Origin of the sequence: Burkholderia sp. F1 (assembly GCF_050813845.1) — a bacterium.
GTDB classification, from domain to species: domain Bacteria; phylum Pseudomonadota; class Gammaproteobacteria; order Burkholderiales; family Burkholderiaceae; genus Burkholderia; species Burkholderia ubonensis.
On sequence record NZ_CP172421.1, the window covers coordinates 2,704,163 to 2,726,299 of the forward strand.

Here is a 22,137-nt window from a genome sequence, read left to right on the forward strand (position 1 = left end):
CGCTAGAAGCGCAGCGTCGCGACGAGCTCCGCCGAGCGCGCGGGACCGAGCAGCCATTGCTCGCCGCCGTTCGACGTCGTCACCGCATACGTGCGGTTCGCGAGATTGCGCAGATAGAGCGCGAGGTCGACGCGCGACGTCGCGCGCCACAGCAGCGACGCGTCGAACACCGTGTACGACGGCGTCGACACGCGGTTCGCATCGTCGCCGTAGGTGCGGCCGACATAGCGCACGCCGGCATTCGCCCGCCAGCCCTCCGCGAACGCCCAGCCGAGCCACAGATTCGCGGTCTGCTGCGGCACGTTGGCGGGCACGCTGCCGGCCCGCGAAACCGCGACGCCGCCGCTCGTCTGGTTGAATTCGTCGTAGCGCGCGCGCAGCAGCGCGACGTTCGCGTCGATCGTCCAGCCGTGCGGCAGCCGCGCGCCGCCCGTCAGTTCGACGCCGCGCGACGACTGCCGGCCGACCTGCTGGCGCAGCGCCGGATTGAACGGGTCGGTGCTGAGCAGGTTGCGCTTCGTGATGTCGTAGACGGCGAACGTCCAGTACGCGCGGCCGTCGGCGAGCGTCTGCTTGACGCCCGCCTCCCACTGCTCGCCCGTCGCGAGCCGGTAGTTCGCCTGCGACGCCGACAGCGTCACGAGCGAGCCGAGCCCCTCGGCGCCCGTCGTGTATTGCGCGTACGCGGACAGCGACGGCGTGACCTCGAACACGAAACCGGTGCGCCAGCCGACGTTCGCGAAGCGCTTGTCGAAGCCGGCGCCCGTGGCCGCCTGTTCGCGGCGGTACGCGACATGGTCGTAGCGCAGCCCGCTCACCCAGGCGACGCGCGGCAGCACTTCGAGACGGTTCTCGGCGAAGATCGCGGCCTGGCGCGTGCGTGTGCTGAATTGCGGCACGGTCGGATCCGGGCTCGCGAACACGCCGGGATCGAAGCCATGCGCGTCCACCGTCGATTCGCCGCGATACGGCGAGTTGTTGCTGCCGTCGAACGTGATCTGGTTGAATTCCGCGCCGATCACGAAGCGGTTCGCGCGGCCCAGCAGCCGGCCGTCGAGCCGCGCGCTGACGCGATCGCCGATCTGCCGCTGGTGATGACCGATCTCGAGGTAGTCGCTGCGCGTCACACGGCCGGTCGACGCATCGAGCGCGTAGGACTCGGCATTGCGCCAGTGGCGATTGGACGTCAGGTAGTAGAACTGGTTGTCGATTCGCACGCCGGCCGTCGGCCGGTACGCGGCCGACAGCCGCGTCCACTGGTCGTAGTAGGCAATCGTCGCATCGCCGACGTTGTAATTGAGCTTGCGCAGCGTCGGATCGAGCACGCCGTTCGGGGCCGGCACGCCGTAGTAAGTCGCCGGCTTCTGGCGACCGTAGTCGTAATCGAGCGTCAGCGTGAGTTGCGGGCTCGCATCGAATTTCAACGCGCCGCCGAACGCGGTCGTATGCGTATCGGCCCGTTCCGCGAAGCCGTTCGCGCGCACGTCGCTCGCATAGAAGCGGTACGACAGCCGCGAACCGAGCGCGCCCGTCGTGTCGAACGCGATGCGCTTGCCGCCGCCGGTCTCGAAGCCCGTCTGCAGCGTCGTCTCGCGAACGGACTGCGGCCGCTTCGGCACCACGTTCACGACGCCGCCGATCGCGCCCTCGCCATACAGCACCGACGCCGGACCGCGCAGCACCTCGATGCGCTCGACCGACCACGCATCGAACGGAAACGTGATCGTCCCTGCGGCGGGCAGGAGCCGCACCCCGTCAAGCAGCGTCGTGACCGACTCCTGGCCGCCGAAGCCGCGCACGCTCAGCGCGGTGCCGCCGTTGCCGGGCGAAGCCGCGCTCGAGAAGCCGGTCGCGCGGGTCGCCGCGTCGAGCACCGTGTGGTCGCCGCGCGCGGCGATCGCCTCTGCCGTGACGGTCTCGACGCTCGCCGGCGTATCGAGGCTCGACAGGCCGAGCCGGGAACCGGTGTCGAGCACGCGCGACAGCGGATCGAGCGGCGCGCCTTGCACGGTAACGTTGATCGCCGGCAGCGCGTGCGGGGCGGCATCGGCCGCTGCGGCCTCCGCGGCAAGCGCGCCGGAACTTGTCATCGCGCAGGTCAGCATCGTCGTGCAGCCGCGTCGCGTGTGCTTGAGCGTGTGCGTCAGCCAGGCCGCCCCGCTCCCGCGCGGCCGGCTGCGTCGCCGCGTGTCGCGGGTCGGTGGTCGCATTGCTTGGGTCACTGTGTATCGATCTTCGTGTGGTTTCGCCGCGCGCGAAACCACGCGCCAACCGGCAGTCGCGCCGGTCGGCGACGCAATCCTGTGATGATACATTATATCGTTCGATATCGTCAGGCAATTGTCAGCAAGACGATCTGCGGCTGCACGCGACACTGCGCGCCTCGCGATGCGGAAACGTGTTCGCCTCCGATCTCCGGCTCGGACCCGAATGCCAAATCCAGGCCACATGTCAATACATTGAATTGGAATAATCTAATTAGATTTTCATGCAGTCGATTAGCTGCCGACGGCGGAAAAGCGACGAAATGAATTGCACCCCATTCGCTCCGTCGTCATTCGATTTTCATTAAATGATCGTATTGCGGGCGACGCCTCGCACCATCGCCGATCAACCGGCGTCCGCTTTCGGAGCATGCCGGCTCTAGCGTGGTGCCATTGCCCAACGGCAGTGCGCGCAAGCCCTCCAGCAAGGCATTCCGCATCGGCCCGCGCGGCGACCAGGCGCCATTTCCGAACGCAGCCAGCAGCAATCATCCTCAAGGATGATGACGCCCATTGTTTCATCACTTAAATTCCCCTCCAGCAATCGACAAAAAAGATCAATAAAAGCAGATTACCTGCGCCATTTTGGAAGTTTGCATTTCGTTTCGTTTTCCCAACTTTTTAAACGAGGCATAGAAATGAACGACATCATCATCACCGATGTGACCCTGCGGGATGGCGGCTATCGGAACAACTTCAATTTCACGACCGAATTCGCCGTCGAGACGACGCGCAGGCTCGCGCAGGCGGGCATCCCGTACGTCGAGATCGGGTATCGGAAAGGGTCGTTCGTGCGCAAGAACGAACACGGGCTCACCAGCGCGGTCGACGAAAGCTATATCGACGCGCTCGTCGACGCCGCCGACGGAAAAACGAATCTCTGCGTGATGGTGCACCCGCGGAACATCGACGACAGCGACCTGGCCATGCTCGCGGATCGCGGCGTCGCGATGGTGCGCGTCTGCCTGCGCCGCGATCAGCTGGACGACGGTCTCGCCACGATCGCGAGCGTGAAGCGGCACGGGCTGAAGGTCAGCGCGAACGTCACGCACGTGACGACGATGCCGCTCACCGCCATCACCGAAATGTCGGTGCGCGCCGAGGATGCGGGCGCGGATATCGTCGTCTATGCCGACTCCAACGGCAACATGATCCCGTCGGACACGGAGCGCCTGATCAGCAAGCTCGCGAGCCGCGTCGCGGTGCCGCTCGGCTTCCATGCGCACAACAACCTGTCGCTCGCGCTGTCGAACGCCCTCGCCGCGGCCGACGCCGGCGCCGAGTACATCGACGCGTCGCTGTGCGGCATGGGCAAGGGCGCCGGCAACCTGCACCTGAGCATGATCGCCGCGTACCTTGACCGGCTCGACGCGCCGACCCGCTACGACCTCGTCAAGGTGCTCGAGCTGTCGTCGTACGCCGCGCAGCACGTCACCGAGAGCAGCCTGCCCGCGCCGCTCGTCGACATCATGCTGGGCGCATACAACATTTCGTTCGACGCGAAGCAGAAGATCGCGGCGACGATCGCCGACAACTCCGAAGCCGAGTGGTTCCGGACGCTGCGGCGCGTGCGCGACCAGCGCAAGGCCGCCGAGGCCGACAGCGCGCCGCAGCACGCGGCGCCGGCCCGCCGCCCGACCGACACGCGCGTAGGAGCACTCTGAATGAATGCGCGCAACGACATCGAACCGGGCCGGCCGCAGTCGCCGCTGCGCATCTGCGTGCTGCCGGGCGACGGCATCGGCGTCGAGGTCACGCACGCCGCGCTGCCGGTGCTCGACGCGCTCGGCATTCCGAGCGAACTGAGCTTCGGCGAAATCGGCTGGGAATGCTGGCGCACCGGCGGCGACCCGATTCCCGACGCGACCTGGGACAAGATCGCCGCGAGCGACGCGACGCTGCTCGGCGCGATCACCAGCAAGCCGATGCGCGAGGCCGAAGGCGAACTCGCGGCCGAGCTGCGCGGCACGGGATTGCAGTACGTGTCGCCCGTCATCCAGCTGCGGCAAAAACTCAGTCTCTTCGCGAACGTGCGGCCGATCGTCGACGTGCTGGGCCCGGACCGCTACCGGTTCGCGGTCATTCGCGAGAACACCGAGGGCCTGTACGCCGGGCTGGATTTCCCGGCGATCCCCGCGGAATTCGAGCCGGTGCTGGCGCGACACGAACGGGCCGGTGCGCCGTGGAAGCACGTCGCGGCGGCGGACGCAACGATGGCCGTGCGGCTGCAGACCCGCGACGGCCTCACCCGCCTGTTCCGCTTCGCGTTCGACTACGCACGGCGACACGGCTTCGACAAGGTGACGCTCGCCGACAAGCCCAACGTGCTGCGCCATAGCGGCGCGTTCGCGCGGGACCTCATCGAAGCGGTCGCCGCCGACTACCCGGGGATTGCCGTCGGCATCGACAACGTCGACGCCGTCGCGCTGTGGATGGTCAGGCGTCCGGAACGGTTCGGCGTGATCGTCGCGGAAAACATGTTCGGCGACATCCTGTCGGATCTCGGCGCGGGCGTCATGGGCGGCCTCGGGCTCGCGCCCAGCGCGAACATCGGCGAATCCGGCGCGTACTTCGAGCCGGTGCACGGCAGCGCGCCCGCGCATGCCGGGCTCGGCAAGGCCAATCCGAGCGCGATGTTCCTAACGATCGCGCTGCTGCTCGATCACTACGGCTACGCGAACGAGGCGGCCGCGATCCGCTCGGCGGTGTGCGACGTCGCGCGCTCCGATTGCCGCACCTACGACCTGGGCGGAGCGTCGACGACGCGCGAGGTCGCCGACGCGATCATCGAGCGCTGCGCGCTCGAACTGTCGTCGACCCAATCCTAGGACGCCCTCCTCTACGGGACTCACCAAGATGACCAGCACTCCACCCGTCGCGAACGACAACGCGCTCCTGGCCGCCTGCCGGAATCTCGACACCGCCTGCCTGTCGGATGCGCTCGACAGCCTGCGCATCTCGGGCGGCCTTCACGGCCTCGCGCCGCGCGTGCCGGGCGCCCGCTGCGCGGGCTTCGCGTACACGGTCCGTTACGAGCCGGTGAGCGACACCGCCGGCTTCAGGAACGCCGCGAACTATATCGACGACGTGCCCGCCGATTCGGTCGTCGTCTCGAGCAACGCGGGCCGCACCGACTGCACGGTCTGGGGCGACATCCTCACGCACGTCGCGCTCAGCCGGAACGTCCGCGGGACCGTCATCGACGGCGCCGCACGCGACATCGGCACCGTCCGGCAATTCAACTACCCGCTGTTCAGCCGCGCGGTCTTCATGCAGACCGGGAAGAACCGCGCGCAACTTCAGGCCACCCAGGTGCCGGTCGACGTGAGCGGCGTCGTCGTGCATCCCGGCGACCTGATCGTGTGCGACGACAACGGCTGCATCGCGATTCCGCGGCAGCACGCCGAAGAAGTGATCAGGCGCGCGCTCGCGATCGAGCAGACCGAATCGCGCATCATCGCCGCGGTCACCGAAGGCGCGAGCCTCGCCGACGCCCGCCGCCTGCATCGCTACGACCAGCCGTGGCTGCCGGCCACCGGCGCGAACGCGAGCTGACCCGGCGCCTGATGCCGATACGCATGAATTTCGCTCTCCCGGTATTCGCCTTTTGGAGGATCAACGCATGACTGCCATCACTTCGCCAATTACCCGCCTGTTCGGCATTCGCCATCCGGTCGTGCTCGCCCCGATGGGCGGCGTGTCGGGCGGCCGCCTGGCCGGCGCCGTCTCCCGCGCCGGCGGCCTCGGCCTCGTCGGCGCGAGCTACGGCGACCCGGACTGGATGCGCGCCGAGCTCGGCCTGATGTCGGACGTCGACGCGCCCTGGGGCGTCGGGCTCGTGATGTTCACGGTCGAGAAGAACATGCAGCTGCTCGATCTCGCGCTCTCGTATCGCCCGAAGGTCGTCGCGCTGTCGTTCGGCAATCCGAACCTGTTCGTCGGCAGGATCAAGGCGCAAGGCGCGCTCGCCGTCGTCCAGGTGCACGATGTCGACCAGGCGCTGGTCGCCGTCGACGCGGGCGCGGACGCGCTCATCGTGCAAGGCGCCGAGGCGGGCGGCCACAGCCTGCGACGCGCGCTCTTTCCGCTGCTTCCCGCGGTGCGCGACGCGGTCGGCGACGCGTATCCGCTGATCGCCGCCGGCGGCATCGCGGACGGGCGCGGCGCGGCCGCCGCCCTCGCGCTCGGCGCGAATGCCGTGATGCTCGGCACGCGCTTCGTCGCGACCGACGAGTCGCTCGCGACCCCGAAAATGCGGCAGCGTCTCATCGACTCGACCGAAAAGGACACCGTGCGCACGCGCGCGTTCGATCTCGTCCGCGGGATCGAATGGCCGGCCCAGTATTCGGGCCGCGCGCTCGCGAACGACTTCTCCGCGCAGTGGGTCGGACGCGAACACGAGCTCAAGAACGCGCCCGACGGCGTGCGCGAAGCCTATGTGCAGGCGATTCGCGACGACGACGTCGGCACGCGTGCGATCTGGGCGGGCGAGGTGTCGGATCTCGTGCGCGAGGTCAGCCCGGCGGCCGACGTCGTGCGAAGCATCGCGCACGACGCGGCCCGTCACCTGACGCAGCTCGGCGAAGCGTTTCAGCCCGAGGTCGCCTGACCCCTCGCCCATGCACGCCGGCCGCTCGCACCACCGCGCCGGCTCAGACCAACCGCCAGATGAAACCCATCGAACCTGTCCATGTGCGATACGGCGACGGCCCGCTGCGGGCGGCCGTCCTGTCCCCGGTCCTCCCGGCCTGGGACGACGGCCGCTTCTTCGAGCCGCTCGTGCGGCCGCTGGTCGACGCCGGCTATCGCGTGACGATCTACGACACGTTGTCCTTGCTGTCCGAACAACCGGAACGCCTCGACGCATTCGCCGCGCGCTGGTCGGCCCTCCTCGCCGCATCGGGGCGCATCGACCTGCTCGCGGGCGGCGCACTGGGGGGCGCCGTCGTGCAAGCCATGCTCGGCGCACCGTGGGTCGCCGACGTGCCGAAGGTCCTGCTGATCTCCGCGCCGAGCCTCGCCGACGAGACGCTTAACACACGGCTCGGCGCCCTCGCCGAGCTCGGCCGCCGCGGCGATGTCGCGCACGCGCTGACGATGCTCGACAACCTCGTCGCTCCGGAAGGCGCCGCCATTTCGCCCGTACCCGCCGCGCCGCCCGCGCCCGGCTCGCGCGCCACGGAAGCCGCACGCCTCGCCCGCGGTTTCGCGCTGCTCCACGACATCGACGTCAGGGCGGCCGTGGACCGCTACGCCGGCCGCCTGCTGAACGTCTACGGCGAGCGCTCGCAACTCGTCCGGCGCGGCAACATCCATCTGCGCGACACGCCCGCGCAGGCCGCGCTCGGCATCCCGAACGGCGGCATGCGTCCGCTGACGGACGATCTCGTCCGCGTCTGCGCGGCCGTGCGCGAGCACCTGGACATCGCCGTGCCGCTGCCGCAACTGACCTGACCGGAACCGAACATGACCGAGATCACCAAGGCCACGTTCATCGACGTGCATTACCACGCAGGGCCCGACGCATACGTGCGCCGCCGTTCCGCGCTCGACGCGGGCGCGCGCTACCGCGAAGCCGGCGGCTGGGTCGTCCTGAAGAATCATCTCGGATGCACGGCCGCGCAGGCCTGGGAAGCACAGCAGGCGGGCCTTCCCGTGTCGGCGTCGATCGTGCTGAACGAGATCGCCGGCGGCATCGACCGGCGCGCGGTCGAGCGCTCGCTCTGCCAGCACGGCGAGGGGCCCGTCCGCCTGGTCGTCCACTTGCCGACCGTGACGGGCCGCAAGCATGCGAGCCGGCTCGCGCGGGAACGCAGCCACCCGATTCTGGACCGGCGCGCCATCGCGCCCTGCACCGTGTCCGACGCCGACGGCCGGCTGAAGGACAGCGTCGTCGACATCCTGCGCATGGCGCGCGACTATCCGCTCGTCATCTCGACCGGCCACGCGAACCGCGACGAGGTGTATCGCCTCGTCGACGCGGCGCTTCACCACGACGTGCCGCGGCTGATGCTCAACCAGCCCGCGAATCCGCTCACGGGGCTTCGCGCGGCCGAATTGCGCGACCTCGCGAGCGCGCCGATGGTGTACGTCGAGCAGACCGCGCTCACCTACCTGCTCGGCTACCAGGACGCCGAGGATTTTCGCGCGGTGCTGGCCGACGTCCCGCGCGTCGTCTACAGCTCCGATCTCGGCCAGACGAGCCAGCCGGACATCCCGGACTGGCTGCGGACGTCGTCCGGGTGGTTCGACACATTCGGGCTGTCCCGCGAGCGCATCGACGCCATCACCCGCATCAATCCGCTCGCGCTGCTGACCTAGGCTCCCGTCGCCCGGTTGCCCCATCCGTTCCGTCGTATCAGCGTATTCCTCTCACATGCGTTGCCCTTTTCAAGGAGAACTTCATGGCCAATCAGACTTACGCGTCCCGCAAGCCCAACCCGATGCTGACGAGCACCAACCAAATGAAGCTGGGCGTATTCGCGTTGAACATCGAAGGCGGCTGCACGTTCACCCGCGCGCCCGAGCGCCTGAAGGCGGACGACTGGCTCGGCAACCTGAAGGTCGCGAAGGCCGCCGACCGCGCCGGCTTCGAGGCGCTGCTGCCGGTCGGCCGGTGGCGCGGCTTCGGCGGCGACAGCAACCCGATGGGCGTGTCGTACGAAACCTATACGTGGGCCGCGGGGCTCGCGTCGGTCACCGACCAGATCGGCATCCTCACGACGTCGCACGTGTCGACCGTGCACCCGCTGTTCGCGGCCAAGCAGGCCACCACGATCGATCACATCAGCGGCGGCCGTTTCGGGCTGAACATCATCTGCGGCTGGAACAGTGCGGAGATGAAGATGTTCGACGGCACGATGCGCGAGCACGACGAGCGCTATGACCACGCGGACGAGTGGATCGAGGTCGCCCGCCGCGCGTGGACCCATCAGGGCGAGTTCGACCTGAAGGGCAAGTACTTCAACATCGAGCGCGGCTTCTCGGAGCCGAAGCCGCTCAACCGGCCGTTCCTGATGAACGCCGGCGGCTCGCCGCGCGGCAAGCGGTTCTGCGCGCAGCATTGCGACGCCGCGTACCTGATCGTCAAGTACCAGGACGGCGAGGACGTCGCGCGCGCGCAGATCCAGTCGTACCGCGATCTCGCCCGCAAGGAATTCGGCCGCGACCTCCAGATCTGGTGCTATGCGTACGTGATCCAGCGCGACACGCTCGCGGAAGCCGAACGCGATCTCGATTACTACGTGAACCAGATGGGCGACGAGCCGGCCTGCACGAACGTCACGAAGGAAATCGGCATCGAAAGCGGCATGTTCAAGTCGACCGAGGACGCCGAGCGCTTCCGCTATCACATCAAGGCCGGGTTCGCCGGCGTGCCGCTCGTCGGGACGCCGGAAATGATCGTCTCGCAGTTCCAGAAGTATTCGGACTGGGGCATCGACGGCATCTGCCTCACGTGGCTCGACTATCACTCGGGCATCCAGGACTTCGTCGACGGCGTGCTGCCGCTGATGGAGGACGCCGGCCTGCGCGGCACGTATCCGCAAGCGCGCGTGCGGATCGCGTGACGGCAGTCGTTCGCTCCGGCCGCAACGCATAACCCACTGCGACACTCTCATGAAGGGTCAAGCCATGCTCGATCACTCCCAGCCCGACGACGCCGTCGTCGCGAGCTTCAAGAAAGCGATGCGGCGTCTGACTTCGACGATTTCCATCATCGCAACGCACGAAGGATCCGAGCGCTTCGGGATGGTGGCGACCGCCGTCAGCTCCGTTTCGTCGGATCCGCCGGCCATCCTCGTCTGCATCAACCGCTCGGCGAGCATCTGCGAGCCGCTGCTGCGCCGGCGGCGCTTCTCGGTGAACCTGCTGCGCTCCGATCAGAGTCACCTGATTCCGGTGTTCTCCGGCAAGGTGCCGAGCCGCGAGCGCTTCGCATACGGCATGTGGGACGAGCGCCACGCGCTGCCGTTCCTCGCCGGCGCGCAAGCGAACCTGTTCTGCGACGTCGACGGCCAGTTCGCGTACGGCAGCCATGAGGTCGTCGTCGGCCGGGTTCGCGCGGCAAGCGCGGCGGACGCCGTTTCCCCGCTGTTGTGGCAGGACGGCATGCCCGCCGGCGCCTGTGCGCTGCCGGAGCTGCGCGCGCCGGCACACGGCATCCAAGAAGCCGGGCTCGCGACGCCGGCGTGACGCAACCGGCGGCCATCGGTGCGACGACGGCCGCCGCTCTCATCTTTATCAACTCGACTCGAGGTTAGCTATGGCCAATGACACGCTTTCGACGACGCCCGATTCCAACCATCCCGACGAAGTCGTGCTCGTCAACGTCGTGCACGTCTTCGACGGCAAGCAGGATGCCGCGCTCGACGTGCTGCGCGTGACCGTGAATTACGTTGCACGGACCTATCCGGACTTCCAGTGGAGCCGCCTGTACAAGAGCGTCGACGGCAAGACCGTCATCAATCAGGCGAAGTGGACGAGCAAGGCCGCATTCGACACGCTCTTCACGGACCCGGAGTTCCTGTCGCGCTATAACGGGCTGAAGGAAACCGGAACCTGGGAATATCACCTTTATCAGGTGACCGATCTGATTACGCCGGAGTCGGCCGCTGCCGCTGTCAGCGCCTGAGCGCGCCGCGTTTGCGCCGTCCGTTCCGGGCGGTCCGCCGCAAGCGGACCGCCCGTTTTCATGTCGGGCCTACGATGCGTGGCAGAGCCGCATGTCGTGTTGCGGCAGCGCCGCCAGCGTCCGGATCAGTTCGCTCTGGCTGCTGATCCCGAGCTTCGCATAGATCTGCGCGCGCTGGGTCCGAACCGTATTGACCGACACGTGCCGGCTTTCCGCGACGCGCGACACCTCCGCCCCCGTGCCCAGCGCAATCGCGATGTCGACTTCGCAGGGCGTCAGTTCGTAAATCTCCTGCAGCGCGTGCAGGTTGTTCTTCGGCCGCTCCAGGTCGTTGATGATGATCATCGTGTACGGCGGGCTTCGGGACGCGTCCGGCCGCGCATGCTCGACCGGCACGCTCCACGCGATATACGGGCGCTTGCCGGACGGGCGGGGGATCAGCACCGTTTTCGCGCTGTCGCCGCAAGACCGGAATACGGTGCGACGCAGCGTATCGGCGAGGCTGCGATCGCTGTCGGCATCGACGCAGCGCAAGCGGCGCTGCGCGATCGTGACGCCGTCGGACGCCATGCAGATCCGGTCCGCTTCGTGGTTCGTGCGGATCACTTCGCCGGTGGATGCCAGCAGCACCGCGCCGTAGGACAGCCGGCCAAGCGCAAGCAGCGCGGTCTCGTTCACGCCGGCGATATCCTCGAACCTCGCCTTCAATTCGTGAGCGCGGCGGATATGCGGCAGCAACAGCGAAAGCAGCTGCATATCGCCCTGCGAGAACGGTTCGCCGCGCACGCGCGACTTGAAACCGATCGCGCCGACGAAGGCATCGTTCCGGAAAAACACCGCAAGCAGCAGTTGTCCGATATCCGGTCCGCCCGTCGAGCCGACGAGCCACGGCAAGCCTTGCCCGTCGGCCCCCTCCTTCACGTCGATCCTGACGACGTCGCCTTGCGGATCGACATACTGGAGCGGCTGGCAACCCTGTCCGCGGCTCACCTTTTCCGTCAATGTCCTGAACGTGTCGTCGGGCGCCCCATAGATGATCTCGATCGGCTGGCAGCCGCTTCCCGGCAGCGGGACGTAGAGCAAGGAACCGGACTCGGCCTGCAGCTTCCGGCACAACGCGGCGAGCGCGATGTGCCAGAGGGAGGCATCGTGAGCCGTATCGTATATCTTCGACAGAAGATCATCGAGAATCTCAACCTTCATTATCAATGCCCCTAAGGCGTTCAACGCCTTTGATATTCGTTTGGATAGTCAGGCACTCTCATGAAACGGCGCGCATCAGGACAACATTCGGAAAATCACTCATCGCCTCGGTCGCGGCATTCCTGTAACGTGCACATCAAACCGGCACACATTAAATTAGGAACACAAAAGAAACTGCCGAAAGCCATCCCCACAATCATGCTGCGCTGCCGCGATCATAATACATACAAATCAACAAAATTGCGTCCATTTCAGTCCATTGTTAACAGAGTAAATATCCACAATCCACCGATTCATATCCCGATTCGAATATATCAATTCGCGCGCCGTCGATAACGCGGAACCCGCCATTGCCGGACACGAATCCGGTGATGCGCCGGCGGCAATCCACGTGCTCCGCCACCGCCCCCGACCGCCCCGCCGGAGGCGGCTTCCCGCGCGATTGCGGACACCCAGGTCGTCAAACCTCGGAACTAGAGACTATTTTTCTTTCTTCCGCCCCGACATACCATCCACGCATCGAATCGAGTCCTTGAATTGTTCGAAGCCTGCGGGCAACGAATGAAGGAGATTGTGTGAAAAAACTGCATCCCATATTCTTCATTGCGCTTGGCTTGTTCGGCGTCTATTCCATCGAATTCGGCGTGGTCGGCATTCTCCCCGTCATTACGCAGCGCTACGGCATCACTGCGTCGCAAGCCGGTTTCCTGGTGGGCCTGTTCGCGCTCGTCGTCGCGGCGGGCGGCCCGTTCATGGTCCTGCTGATGTCGCGCTTCAATCGCAAGAAAGTCCTGATGCTTTCGCTGCTGATATTTTCTGCGAGCAGCGTGCTGTCCGCGTATGCACCCAACTACACGGTGCTGACGATCTCGCGGATCATCCCGGCGCTGTTCCACCCCGTCTATTTCTCGCTGGCCTTCGTCGCGGCCGCGTCGCTCTATCCGAAGAACATGGCAACCCACGCCTCCGCGAAGGCATTCGTCGGAACGAGCATGGGCATGGTGCTCGGCATTCCGATCACGACGTGGATCGCGGCGCGCGTTTCCTACGAGGCATCATTCCTGTTCAGCACCGCGGTCAACTTCATCGCCGCGCTCGGCATCCTCGCGAGACTGCCCGATGCCGCCGCGACCGAACGCATTTCATACGGCAAGCAGCTCGCGATCCTGCGCAAGGTCCCGCTGTGGCTCAACATCGCCGCGTCGACCGCGATATTCGGCGCGATGTTCTCGGTGTACAGCTACTCCGCCGAATACCTGCGTGTCGAAGCCCACATGAGCGGCGAGCTCATCAGCGTCGTGCTGGTGATATTCGGGATCGGCGGCGTGACCGGCAATCTGCTCGCCGGCAGGCTGCTCGCGAAGGACAAGGTGCGAACGACGGTGCTGCACCCGCTGGCATTGAGCGCCGCGTACCTGATCCTTCACTTCTTCTGTACGTCATCGCTGGCGCCGATGATCGTGATCGCACTGCTCTGGGGCGCGATCCATACGAGCGGCCTGATCGTCACGCAGATCTGGCTGACGTCGGAAGCCCCGGAAGCGCCGGAGTTCGCGACCGGCGTGTACATCTCGTTCATCAACCTCGGCGTCGTGTTCGGCTCGACCGCCGGCGGCTGGTTCCTTTCCAGATTCGGGCTCCAGGGAACCATCTGGAGCGGCCTGCTGTTCGCCGCCGTCGCGCTGGCTTTCATCGGCATCAAGGTCCTCTACTACGGCGCCGCGCCCCGTGAGAGCGCCCTGTCCGCCGCGAGCTGATGTCGACATGCGTTCGAAGGTTGCCATCGTGCATCCGGCCGGCGATCCGCCGCTCGTTCGTTCGTCGCGCGAGCGCGCCTACCGCGACGGCGCGAACTGCGCCAGCGCGGGCCGGTCCGCGGACAGGGTCTCCACGATACCCGGCACCGCACGCATGTCGCTTGCCGGCGCAAACAGGTGCTCCGTCAAATGATCGATGAACGCGCGCAGCTTCGGCGACTCGTGCCGGCTCGACGGCCACAGGATCCAGAAGACGTTCGGATCGCCCGCATGGTTGTCCAGCACGGTCCTCAGCGCGCCGTCAAGCAACGCGTCGCGCACGGCGAAATCCGGCAGGCACGCGATGCCATGGCCCTGCCTCGCCAGATAGACGAGCGTCGTCACGTTGTTGCAGGCCATCGTCACGGGCAGCCGGAAGTCGTACGCACTCGAGCTGCGTTCGATCGGCCATTGCTCGAGCTTGCCGGACGTCGCGAACTTGTAGTGCAGGCACGCGTGGCGCATCAGGTCGTCAGGAAGCTGCGGGACACCGTGCTGGTCGAGATAGCGCGGCGACGCCACCAGCAGCATCCGGAACACGCACAGCTTGCGCGACATGAGCATCGAATCGCGCAACTCGCCGGTGCGGATCACGGCGTCGAACCCTTCGTCGATGATGTCGACCAGCCTGTCGCTGAAATCCAGCTCCAGCTCGATTTCCGGGTAGCGCGCCATGAACGACGACAGCGTCGACAGCAGCAAGCTCTCGACAAGCGGAAGACTGACGCGCAATTTGCCGCGCGGCGCCGTTCTGGCCTTGGACAATTCCCGCTCGGCGTTTTCGATTTCGCCCAGGATGCGCCGGCAGTGCCCGAGAAACAGCGAGCCCTCCGGCGTCAGGTGAATGCTGCGGGTATTCCGATAGAAAAGCCGCACGCCAAGCCTTTCCTCCAGACGCGAAATGCTTTTTCCGACTGCCGACGCCGATATTCCGAGAGAACGGCCGGTTGCAACGAAACTGCGTGTCTCTGCTGCCTGTACAAAAACAGTAACGCCGTTTAGCTTGTCCAATACGACTCCCTAATTTGCGCATGTTCAATGTGGGCTCTCGTTCGATATTTTAAGATAGTTGCCGGCATTGTCATTGGGTAATGTCCTCGGCAAGCGACAGCGCGCGTTCATGCTGGTCCGCGCTCGTCGTTGACGCGGTGCGTGTCCGGGGGAACTTGTGTGATCGCAGTGATCGCAACGCACATCCATGTGCGATGGCATTGCGGCGGCGGAACGGGCCGAAGCGGCGAGCGCGCACGTCCGTGCTGACCGCCGGACGGCCATCGGCTCGTGCCTGATTGTCGCGTGTGCCGGACCGATCCGGCGTTGCGAACGGGAAGTCCCGGATGATGCGGCACTTCAAGACCGGGAAGCGCACCGTATCGGACGCCGCGACCGTTGCGTCGGCAACGACCGATACGGTGAGGGCGTGGGCCCGGAATGGCGGTCCAGGGCCGTGTCGATCACGGCCGGACGTCTCGCCCGATCAGACCAAGGCCGGCGACCAGGTCTCGTACATCAACCCGTAAGCGTCCCCGCGCCGCTCGATGCGGGCACACGCAGGCAGGTTGAAGTGCATGCCGCTGACGAGCAGGTCTTCCGAGCTCACACGATCGAGCAAACGACGTCGCGCCACGGCCGCTTCGTCGGGCGCATGATCGAACGCGATCGTCACTTCCGGACGCTCGATCTGTACATGAGGAAAATGAACCACATCTCCCCACACCAGGAGCGCCTGCCCGCTGTCCGAAATCAGGTATCCGGTGTGTCCCGGCGTATGTCCCGGCAACGGAACGGCCTGAATGCCGCCCAGTACGTCTTCCGAGTCAAAGGCCACCAATTGCTGCCGATATGCCTGAAAGACGTTTTGCGCAATATCAAAGAACGGTCGAATTTCCTCGGGCGCCCGCGGCCGATTGGCATCATCGTTCCAGAAATCGAACTCGGCGCGATGTATCAGCAGCCGTTCGACGTTCCGGAACAGCGGCGTGGCCAGCGGGCCGGCGAGGCCGCCCACGTGATCGGGATGAGCATGCGTCAGCAGAATCGTATCGATATCGAGCGGGTCGATGCCGGCGGCGGCCAGCGCAACCGGCAACCTCCCGCCCCAGCCGTTATACCCGCCGCCGCCGCCGTCGATCAGGATCGTGCGCTTCGCGTCCTGCACGACATACACGTTGATGTTCATGCGGGACACGTCGGATACGCCTCGCTTGCGCAAGATCTCGTCGGCCGAGGCGCGATCGATTCCGTTCAGAAGATCGGTCGTGGCATCGAGATAACCGTCGCTGATCATCGTGACATGGAGGTCGCCGATTTTTCGACGATTCAGGCCAGGCGTTTGATAGTTGCGGGGGGACGTCATTTGAGCTTCCTTTACGCTGTTGCGCTTGTCGATATGCCGGGGCAAATCATTTCTCTTCGTGCGGTAACCCAAGGGCGCACGCTTCGCTTCGACTGCGTATCGAGAAAATGCTTCGGCGACCGCCAGGCGCTGGCCGCTCGAACGTGATGCCCGACCGATCGAGTCGAGGTCGTCGGCGCATGAACGGATCGGCGCCGTACACATTGAATGGATAGCGCGAAATTTCGGATTGGCGCGATCGATGCGCGTCGACGCCGGGCCGCGGTTGATCGATCGGTGCGGCGAATCACGCTGGCAGGACAGCGGTGACTCCCCTGCTTCGAAGGCTCCCGATTGCCGTTGGATGGTATCTCAACGATCAAAGGGCATAAACGGCCCGGCGGTATTTTCTTAGACGACAGAAATGTCGCGAATCGGCGCCATCGACGTCATCCGTCGACGTCGTGCCGCGCGCCGGCGATCGATCACGCGATCCGCTTGCTCAGCGCCGCCAAGCCCACGAACAGGAACGACGCATACATCACCAGGATGTACCACGCCGCATAGCGCAGGGGCCACCGGGGCAAGGCCGGATCGCTGAATTTCAATCGACCGATCACGACCGGTATCAGCGGAAGCAGCGCTGCCCAGCCCCATGCGCTGCGCGACGGACTTGCCCACGGCTGAAGCAGCGCAACGACGATCAGGCTCGTGAGCACCGCACAGGCCGACGCGATCCGGATGGTATTGCGCACCCCGAAGATGCGCACGTAGGTCCGTTCCCCGTCCCTGGGCCTGCGCGTGACCTTTCGGGCCAGCTCCAGGTGCAGCAAGCCGATGGCCGCCGCCAGGATCACGAGCGCACCGGGCCACGTCGGCGCGAGCGTGTAGATGCCCAGCAAGTCCGCGTACAGGTAGACGCTCAACGCGAGCTGAATCGGATAGCTGATCGCGAGGTTCGTCAACAGCTGCCCGTCGCCGGGCCAGTCGAAGCGCTTCTCGATCGCCGCAAGCAGGATCAGATAGATCAGCTGGATCACCAGAATCAGATCCGCGATGCCGCGACCGGCATTGATCAGCAGAACGAAGGCCGCACCGCACAGGATGAGGACGATCAGGTCAGAACGATTGACCGCGCCTCGGGCGAGCGGGCGCGCCGGATTGTAGCGGCGGTCATAGTCGAGGTCGCGGATGTCGTCCAGCGCCCGGATGACCAGCTGATCGACCGCCAGCGTCGCGGCGCTGATCAACAGCCTGAGATCCGGCGTCCAGTCCGTGATCCTCCCGTCGGTCGCGGCGAGCAGCCCTGTTAATCCGAACGCGTAAATGAGCGAATAGGGAATGAAGAATCGCAACGGAAACGATTCGCCGACGAACAACCTCAAACGCGCAATCACGATGTCACCTCCTCTTGCTACAACAGACGCACCGTGCCGGTCGCGCCGTCGAGTTCGATCCACGATCCGTCGGCGATGCGTCGCGTGGCATCGGTCACGGACACCACCGTCGGTATGCCGAGGACGCGCCCGGTAATGGCCGTATGCGAGAGCAAGGTCCCCCGCTCCGCGATCAGCCCCTTGGCCGCCAGCATCAGGAAGAGCCAGCCCGGATCCGTTTCCTTCGCGACAAGGATCTGGTCTTGCACGGAGCTCGGTTCGATGGTCGCCGGATCGAGCACGACCCTCGCCCTGCCGCGCACCACGCCGCTGCTCGAAGGGATTCCCTGCAGACGGACATCCGTGGATGACGCGGCCGCCGCGCTGCCATGCGCGTCCTCGCGACCGCGCCGCATCGTCGACGTGCGCAGTCCGGCGCCCGAGCGCCGGATCGTCTTCGGCGGGTCCGGCAATTGCGCCTGGCTCCGTCGAATCGCGGCGCGCTCCTCGGCGAGGACACGCAGTGCGCTGTCGGGAACGGTGCCGCTGGCGCTGAACGCGCCGAGCACCTCGTCGACGGACAGGTCGAAAACGTCTTCGGGCCGATCGAGCAACCCGGCGTCGGCCAGGGCCATCCCGAGCCGGATGAAGACTTCGCGAGACACCCCGAACAGTTCGCTGCGACAAAAGCGCGTGTCCTCGCGCATGCGCATGAACCAGCGCATCGCCTTCACCAGACTGCGCAGCACGACGCGCTTGCCCCACGACCGGCAATGATCGCGAAGCTCGGATTCGGCATCGCTCCGCGCCTGCGCCTCGATCCGGCGGCTGCTCTCCACGGTCAATTGCTGCTGGACAAACGGACGCAGTTGTCCGATCAACCTCCACGGCTGTTGCCGTGGCGTCAGTGCCTCGAGTTTCAGGTCGCTGAGGTTACGGTCGCCGAACTCGCGCAGATGCCGGTCTGCCGCATCCGCCAGCACATGGCCGTAACGGCCCGCCTTGAGATCGCGCCAGATCGCCGGTTCCGACGCGGACCCGAGAAACGCACGCAGCAACTCGGGATGCGCTCGCACCTGTTCGGACAGGGCAAGGGTCGATCTCAGCGCCGCGACGGAGCGATTCTCCGTGCCGCCGCACAGCAGTCCATTCAACAGTCCCGGGCTTGCGGACGGCGTCCATCGCTGAATCAGCGCGCGAACCCAGCCGGTCAGCGACACCAGGAAGAAGCCGTTCACCAGCGTCACGCCCCATTGAGCCGCGACGATCGCCCACATCTGGCGATAGACGGCAATCAATGCCGACGCATCGAGCCCATCCAGATCGCGGTGAGCGTTCACGAACGCGCGCCATTGCTTCAGGAAGCGGGCAATCAGCAGCGGGTGCGCGATCAGGCGCGACGCAATGCCGAGGTAGTCGCGACACGCACCGGCCGTTCGCGACAGGAAGGACGCGCGCCGCGTGGCAGGTGCGGTCGCGACGGAATCGGGCTCCACGCCGAAGAAGGAGCGTTCCCACGTCTTGCGCATCATCCAGAAGATCGGCACATGGCCGTGAAGGTGGTACCAGACGCTCATGCAGCAATAGATCCGGCCGTCGAACTGCCCGATCATGTTGCTCAGGTGGTGCGCATTCTGCTGGAGTATCCGGCGCGGGACACCCCAGCGCCGGTAGCCGTCGGTCAGGAACACGTCGTAGTAGTTCGCTGCCAGCGAAAAGGTCAATGCCGACGTGACGCCGGGGAAGCTCTCCGTGATATTGCTGTTGCTCCATATCATGTCGACCGGACCCGAGGGGCCCGGCCGCGGGTAGTCGATCCGCTCCCGCGTTGCCAGCGCGATCGGCCGGGCCTGCAGCAGGTGCATCGCGCCGTCCGCCGAGATCGTGCCTTCGATATCCTGAGGCACGCCGAAATGCCGCTCGACGCGGGCCGCCAGCCCGGCCACCGACCGCGCGACTTCGTCGCTCAACACCGGCTGGTCAACCAGGTCCGGCGGAACGTCGAGGGCGGCGATCGCGCCGGATCGTCGATCGAGTCCCACCAGCCGCTGCTTCGGGACGAGCTGCGACGCGACCGCCCCGGAATGGCGCTCGACAAAGAAATGATCAATGTCCGCCTTTTCCTGGACCACGCCCTCGCCAATGCCGTATGCCGCGGCGATCACGCACCGCTCCGACGCGTCTCGCGGGTCCCGGGTAAAGGCCACGAAGGAGCGCGCGCCGAGGATCATGGTCTGGATGCCCACCGCGACGCGCGCACCGGCCGGATCCAGTCCGCGCTTGTGCCGGTACAGCATCATCTCGACGTTGAATGCCGAGGCCCAGCATTTCATGACCGACGTCACCAGGCCGCCGAGCGGCACGTACAGAAAACTGTCGGACAGTCCGGCGAACGGATCGTCGGCCGAATCCTCGCCCGGCCCGCCGTCATCCGCGACGACACAGGCCCGAACCGCAACCAGCTTGTCGTCCGTGGCAATGCGCTCGAACACGGTCACCAGTTCGCCGGCCAGTTCGGCCGGGAAGGTCACTTCCTCCAGGCGCGCCCTGATGTCGAGCGACCATCTTTTCAGCGTTGCCAGGTCGCCGTCAGCCAGGGACGGCCTGGGCAACCCGCTCAACACCGCACCGACCGCCGAATCGAACACCGACACCGGCACGCAATGGAATCGCGGCACCGGAAATCCCGCCGCCCGCAGTTCCGCCTGACGCGAAAACTTGAATCCGACCTCCCTGGGATCGAGACATTGCGTCTCGGGCAAGAGAATGGTCATGATGGCTTCTCCCCAGACAGTAGTATGGTTTTTCTGGAATTTCCTTCACGCCACGCAACATCTTAGTGATGCAAATCATGTGCCTGACGCGCCTTCATCCAGTCCGTTCCCGCCCCAACCTGACGCCACGTGTCAGCCGCTACCCGTCAGACAGCGTCGGTATCCTTGCCAGTAATCGCCGCAGCTCTCGGTCAATTTCACGCCCGGCGGTGCGCCGAGCGCTTGCCATAACCGGGTGCCGTCGTACCAGTGATCCTCGGCGAAAAGACGGGCTTGCCGTTCGCTTACGCCAGGTGGCAACCTCCGGAGCGCTTCGGAAAGACTGACCGAGCTTCGCGGCATCGTGAAATCGACGTGGATCGCCGCCGCCTCGACCAGGTCGCGCACGCGAACGGGCTCGGGATGCGTGCAGTGATAGACGCCCCCCTCCGCGACGCGGGCCGAATCGAGCGCAATCCCGGCCAACGCGGCGGCAACCGTGTCCACCGTCGTGCACGACAGGACGGCCTGCCCCTCTTCGATCCACGCGTCCAGCCCGCGGATCAACCGCAAGAGCGTCGGCAAGAACCACTTGTCGCCCGCGCCCAGGATGAACATCGGTCGAAGCACGGTCCCGCCGGCCGCCAGCACGCATTCCTCGGCGGCCAGCCGTGAGCGGCTGACCGCCGACACCGGAACCGGCACGATCTCGTTCTCCCGGATGCCGCGATGAACGCCGGCGCCGTATACAGCGGCCGTACTGACATAAATCACGCGCCGCACGCCGGCCCGCCGCGCTTCATCGATCAATGCCCGCGTGCCCGACCGGTTGACCGCGTCACATGCGTCGGCATCGGCGCCGACATCCGACGCCGCATGGATCACCGTCTCGATGCCGTCGCACGCCCCCCGCAAACCGGCAGGCCGGGTCAGGTCGCCGTGAACGCAATCCATGCTGCGTGCGTCGCTGAAACCGGGCGCACGCCGATGCACCAGCACGCGCAGGCGCGACGCGTGCCCGAGCCCGATCATCCGACGGCAGACCGCCTCGCCGATGAAGCCGCTTGCCCCGGTCACCAGGATCGTCGATCTCGTCATTCCTTCACCACACGAACGGCATCAGCCGATATCGACCGCACGAATAGTCCGCGTAGTCAGCCACGTCGAACAGGATCCGTTCCTCGCACCGGATGCGCACCACGATCGACGGCAGGAGCATGGCCAGGAATGCAGTGGCGCTATAGACATTCAGGAAGTACGCGACGAACGACGCATGCGCAATCAACATCCCCGCGTAAGCCGGATGCCTCACCCACCGATACGGGCCGGTGCACACGATCCGGTGATCGGCAAGCGTGCGTATCTTGTGGGAATAGAATTTCCCGAGTGTGCGAATCGCGACGATCCGCAACGCGACGCCAATGAAGAACAGCAACGGCAATACCGGCATCCAGGGTCGATAGTCATCCCAGTGACTCGGTACGAAACAGGCGCTCGCGACTGTCACCACCCTGGCGGCCCCGTAAGCCAGAACCGTACCGCGATCGCTCGACAGATTGCTTTCGACCGAACTGCTCATCGCGGTCCGCGCCTCGCATGCGAGCCAGACCAGATACATCGCGACCAGCGCAATGCCGATCCGATGAAGGGGCGATGCATAGCGGGGCGCTTCGCCGATCGCGGCGATCAGCAGTACCAGGCAACACGACAAGAATACAAGCAGCGGATACTTGCGCAAGAACCATTGCACGATGTCCCTCCTCAGGGTCGATGTTCGA

Annotated in this window: 18 protein-coding genes; 10 read left to right on the top strand and 8 right to left on the bottom strand. The window is 65.8% G+C overall.

What is annotated here, in order from left to right; genetic code table 11:
* Nucleotides 1–2 precede the first annotated feature (2 nt).
* Nucleotides 3–2,090, bottom strand: a complete 2,088-nt coding sequence (locus ACFIMZ_RS12795; RefSeq protein WP_431822486.1) for a TonB-dependent receptor — start codon at nucleotides 2,088–2,090, stop codon at nucleotides 3–5.
* An 812-nt stretch (nucleotides 2,091–2,902) separates the two neighbouring features.
* Between ACFIMZ_RS12795 and ACFIMZ_RS12800 the strand changes: the two genes are divergently transcribed.
* The 9 genes from ACFIMZ_RS12800 to ACFIMZ_RS12840 all read left to right on the top strand — a co-directional run bounded on the left by ACFIMZ_RS12800 (nucleotide 2,903) and on the right by ACFIMZ_RS12840 (nucleotide 10,896).
* Complete coding sequence (locus ACFIMZ_RS12800; RefSeq protein WP_431819839.1) at nucleotides 2,903–3,928, top strand: nucleoid-structuring protein H-NS; 1,026 nt, start codon at nucleotides 2,903–2,905, stop codon at nucleotides 3,926–3,928.
* Entirely contained in the window at nucleotides 3,929–5,092 is a 1,164-nt protein-coding gene (locus tag ACFIMZ_RS12805) for an isocitrate/isopropylmalate dehydrogenase family protein (RefSeq protein ID WP_431819840.1), read from the top strand. It begins immediately after the preceding gene.
* A gap of 28 nt (nucleotides 5,093–5,120) precedes the next feature.
* Nucleotides 5,121–5,819 (top strand): RraA family protein, encoded by a 699-nt coding sequence (locus ACFIMZ_RS12810; protein ID WP_431819841.1) that lies wholly within the window; start codon nucleotides 5,121–5,123, stop codon nucleotides 5,817–5,819.
* Between the two features lie 67 nt (nucleotides 5,820–5,886).
* Nucleotides 5,887–6,873 (top strand): NAD(P)H-dependent flavin oxidoreductase, encoded by a 987-nt coding sequence (locus tag ACFIMZ_RS12815; protein ID WP_431819842.1) that lies wholly within the window; start codon nucleotides 5,887–5,889, stop codon nucleotides 6,871–6,873.
* A 59-nt stretch (nucleotides 6,874–6,932) separates the two neighbouring features.
* The gene (locus tag ACFIMZ_RS12820) at nucleotides 6,933–7,718 is read left to right on the top strand and encodes a hypothetical protein (RefSeq protein WP_431819843.1); all 786 of its coding nucleotides are present in this window, start codon (nucleotides 6,933–6,935) and stop codon (nucleotides 7,716–7,718) included.
* A 12-nt stretch (nucleotides 7,719–7,730) separates the two neighbouring features.
* On the top strand, nucleotides 7,731–8,585 hold the full coding sequence (locus ACFIMZ_RS12825; RefSeq protein ID WP_431819844.1) for a DUF6282 family protein: 855 nt from the start codon (nucleotides 7,731–7,733) through the stop codon (nucleotides 8,583–8,585).
* Nucleotides 8,586–8,668: 83 nt separating this feature from the next.
* Nucleotides 8,669–9,832 (top strand): LLM class flavin-dependent oxidoreductase, encoded by a 1,164-nt coding sequence (locus ACFIMZ_RS12830; RefSeq protein WP_431819845.1) that lies wholly within the window; start codon nucleotides 8,669–8,671, stop codon nucleotides 9,830–9,832.
* A gap of 49 nt (nucleotides 9,833–9,881) precedes the next feature.
* Nucleotides 9,882–10,457, top strand: coding sequence for a flavin reductase family protein (locus ACFIMZ_RS12835; protein ID WP_431819846.1), 576 nt, complete (start codon nucleotides 9,882–9,884; stop codon nucleotides 10,455–10,457).
* A 70-nt stretch (nucleotides 10,458–10,527) separates the two neighbouring features.
* Entirely contained in the window at nucleotides 10,528–10,896 is a 369-nt protein-coding gene (locus ACFIMZ_RS12840) for an antibiotic biosynthesis monooxygenase (protein WP_431819847.1), read from the top strand.
* 69 nt (nucleotides 10,897–10,965) lie between these two features.
* Here ACFIMZ_RS12840 and ACFIMZ_RS12845 read toward each other — a convergent pair whose 3' ends face one another.
* On the bottom strand, nucleotides 10,966–12,099 hold the full coding sequence (locus ACFIMZ_RS12845; RefSeq protein WP_431819848.1) for a helix-turn-helix transcriptional regulator: 1,134 nt from the start codon (nucleotides 12,097–12,099) through the stop codon (nucleotides 10,966–10,968).
* Nucleotides 12,100–12,674: 575 nt separating this feature from the next.
* On the opposite strand from ACFIMZ_RS12845, the gene ACFIMZ_RS12850 reads away from it, so the two are divergent.
* The gene (locus ACFIMZ_RS12850) at nucleotides 12,675–13,856 is read left to right on the top strand and encodes an MFS transporter (protein ID WP_431819849.1); all 1,182 of its coding nucleotides are present in this window, start codon (nucleotides 12,675–12,677) and stop codon (nucleotides 13,854–13,856) included.
* 78 nt (nucleotides 13,857–13,934) lie between these two features.
* Here ACFIMZ_RS12850 and ACFIMZ_RS12855 read toward each other — a convergent pair whose 3' ends face one another.
* The 6 genes from ACFIMZ_RS12855 to ACFIMZ_RS12880 form a co-directional block, all read right to left on the bottom strand.
* A complete protein-coding gene (locus tag ACFIMZ_RS12855; protein WP_431819850.1) occupies nucleotides 13,935–14,906 on the bottom strand; it encodes a LysR family transcriptional regulator in 972 nt (323 codons plus the stop codon).
* Nucleotides 14,907–15,372: 466 nt separating this feature from the next.
* On the bottom strand, nucleotides 15,373–16,251 hold the full coding sequence (locus tag ACFIMZ_RS12860; protein WP_431819851.1) for an MBL fold metallo-hydrolase: 879 nt from the start codon (nucleotides 16,249–16,251) through the stop codon (nucleotides 15,373–15,375).
* Between the two features lie 464 nt (nucleotides 16,252–16,715).
* Nucleotides 16,716–17,627: a hypothetical protein gene (locus tag ACFIMZ_RS12865; RefSeq protein ID WP_431819852.1), complete on the bottom strand. Its 912-nt coding sequence runs from the start codon at nucleotides 17,625–17,627 to the stop codon at nucleotides 16,716–16,718.
* Between the two features lie 17 nt (nucleotides 17,628–17,644).
* Nucleotides 17,645–20,380, bottom strand: coding sequence for a PEP/pyruvate-binding domain-containing protein (locus ACFIMZ_RS12870; RefSeq protein ID WP_431819853.1), 2,736 nt, complete (start codon nucleotides 20,378–20,380; stop codon nucleotides 17,645–17,647).
* Nucleotides 20,381–20,512: 132 nt separating this feature from the next.
* Entirely contained in the window at nucleotides 20,513–21,457 is a 945-nt protein-coding gene (locus tag ACFIMZ_RS12875) for an NAD-dependent epimerase/dehydratase family protein (RefSeq protein ID WP_431819854.1), read from the bottom strand.
* A gap of 4 nt (nucleotides 21,458–21,461) precedes the next feature.
* A complete protein-coding gene (locus ACFIMZ_RS12880) occupies nucleotides 21,462–22,109 on the bottom strand; it encodes a methyltransferase family protein (protein ID WP_431819855.1) in 648 nt (215 codons plus the stop codon).
* Nucleotides 22,110–22,137 lie beyond the last annotated feature (28 nt).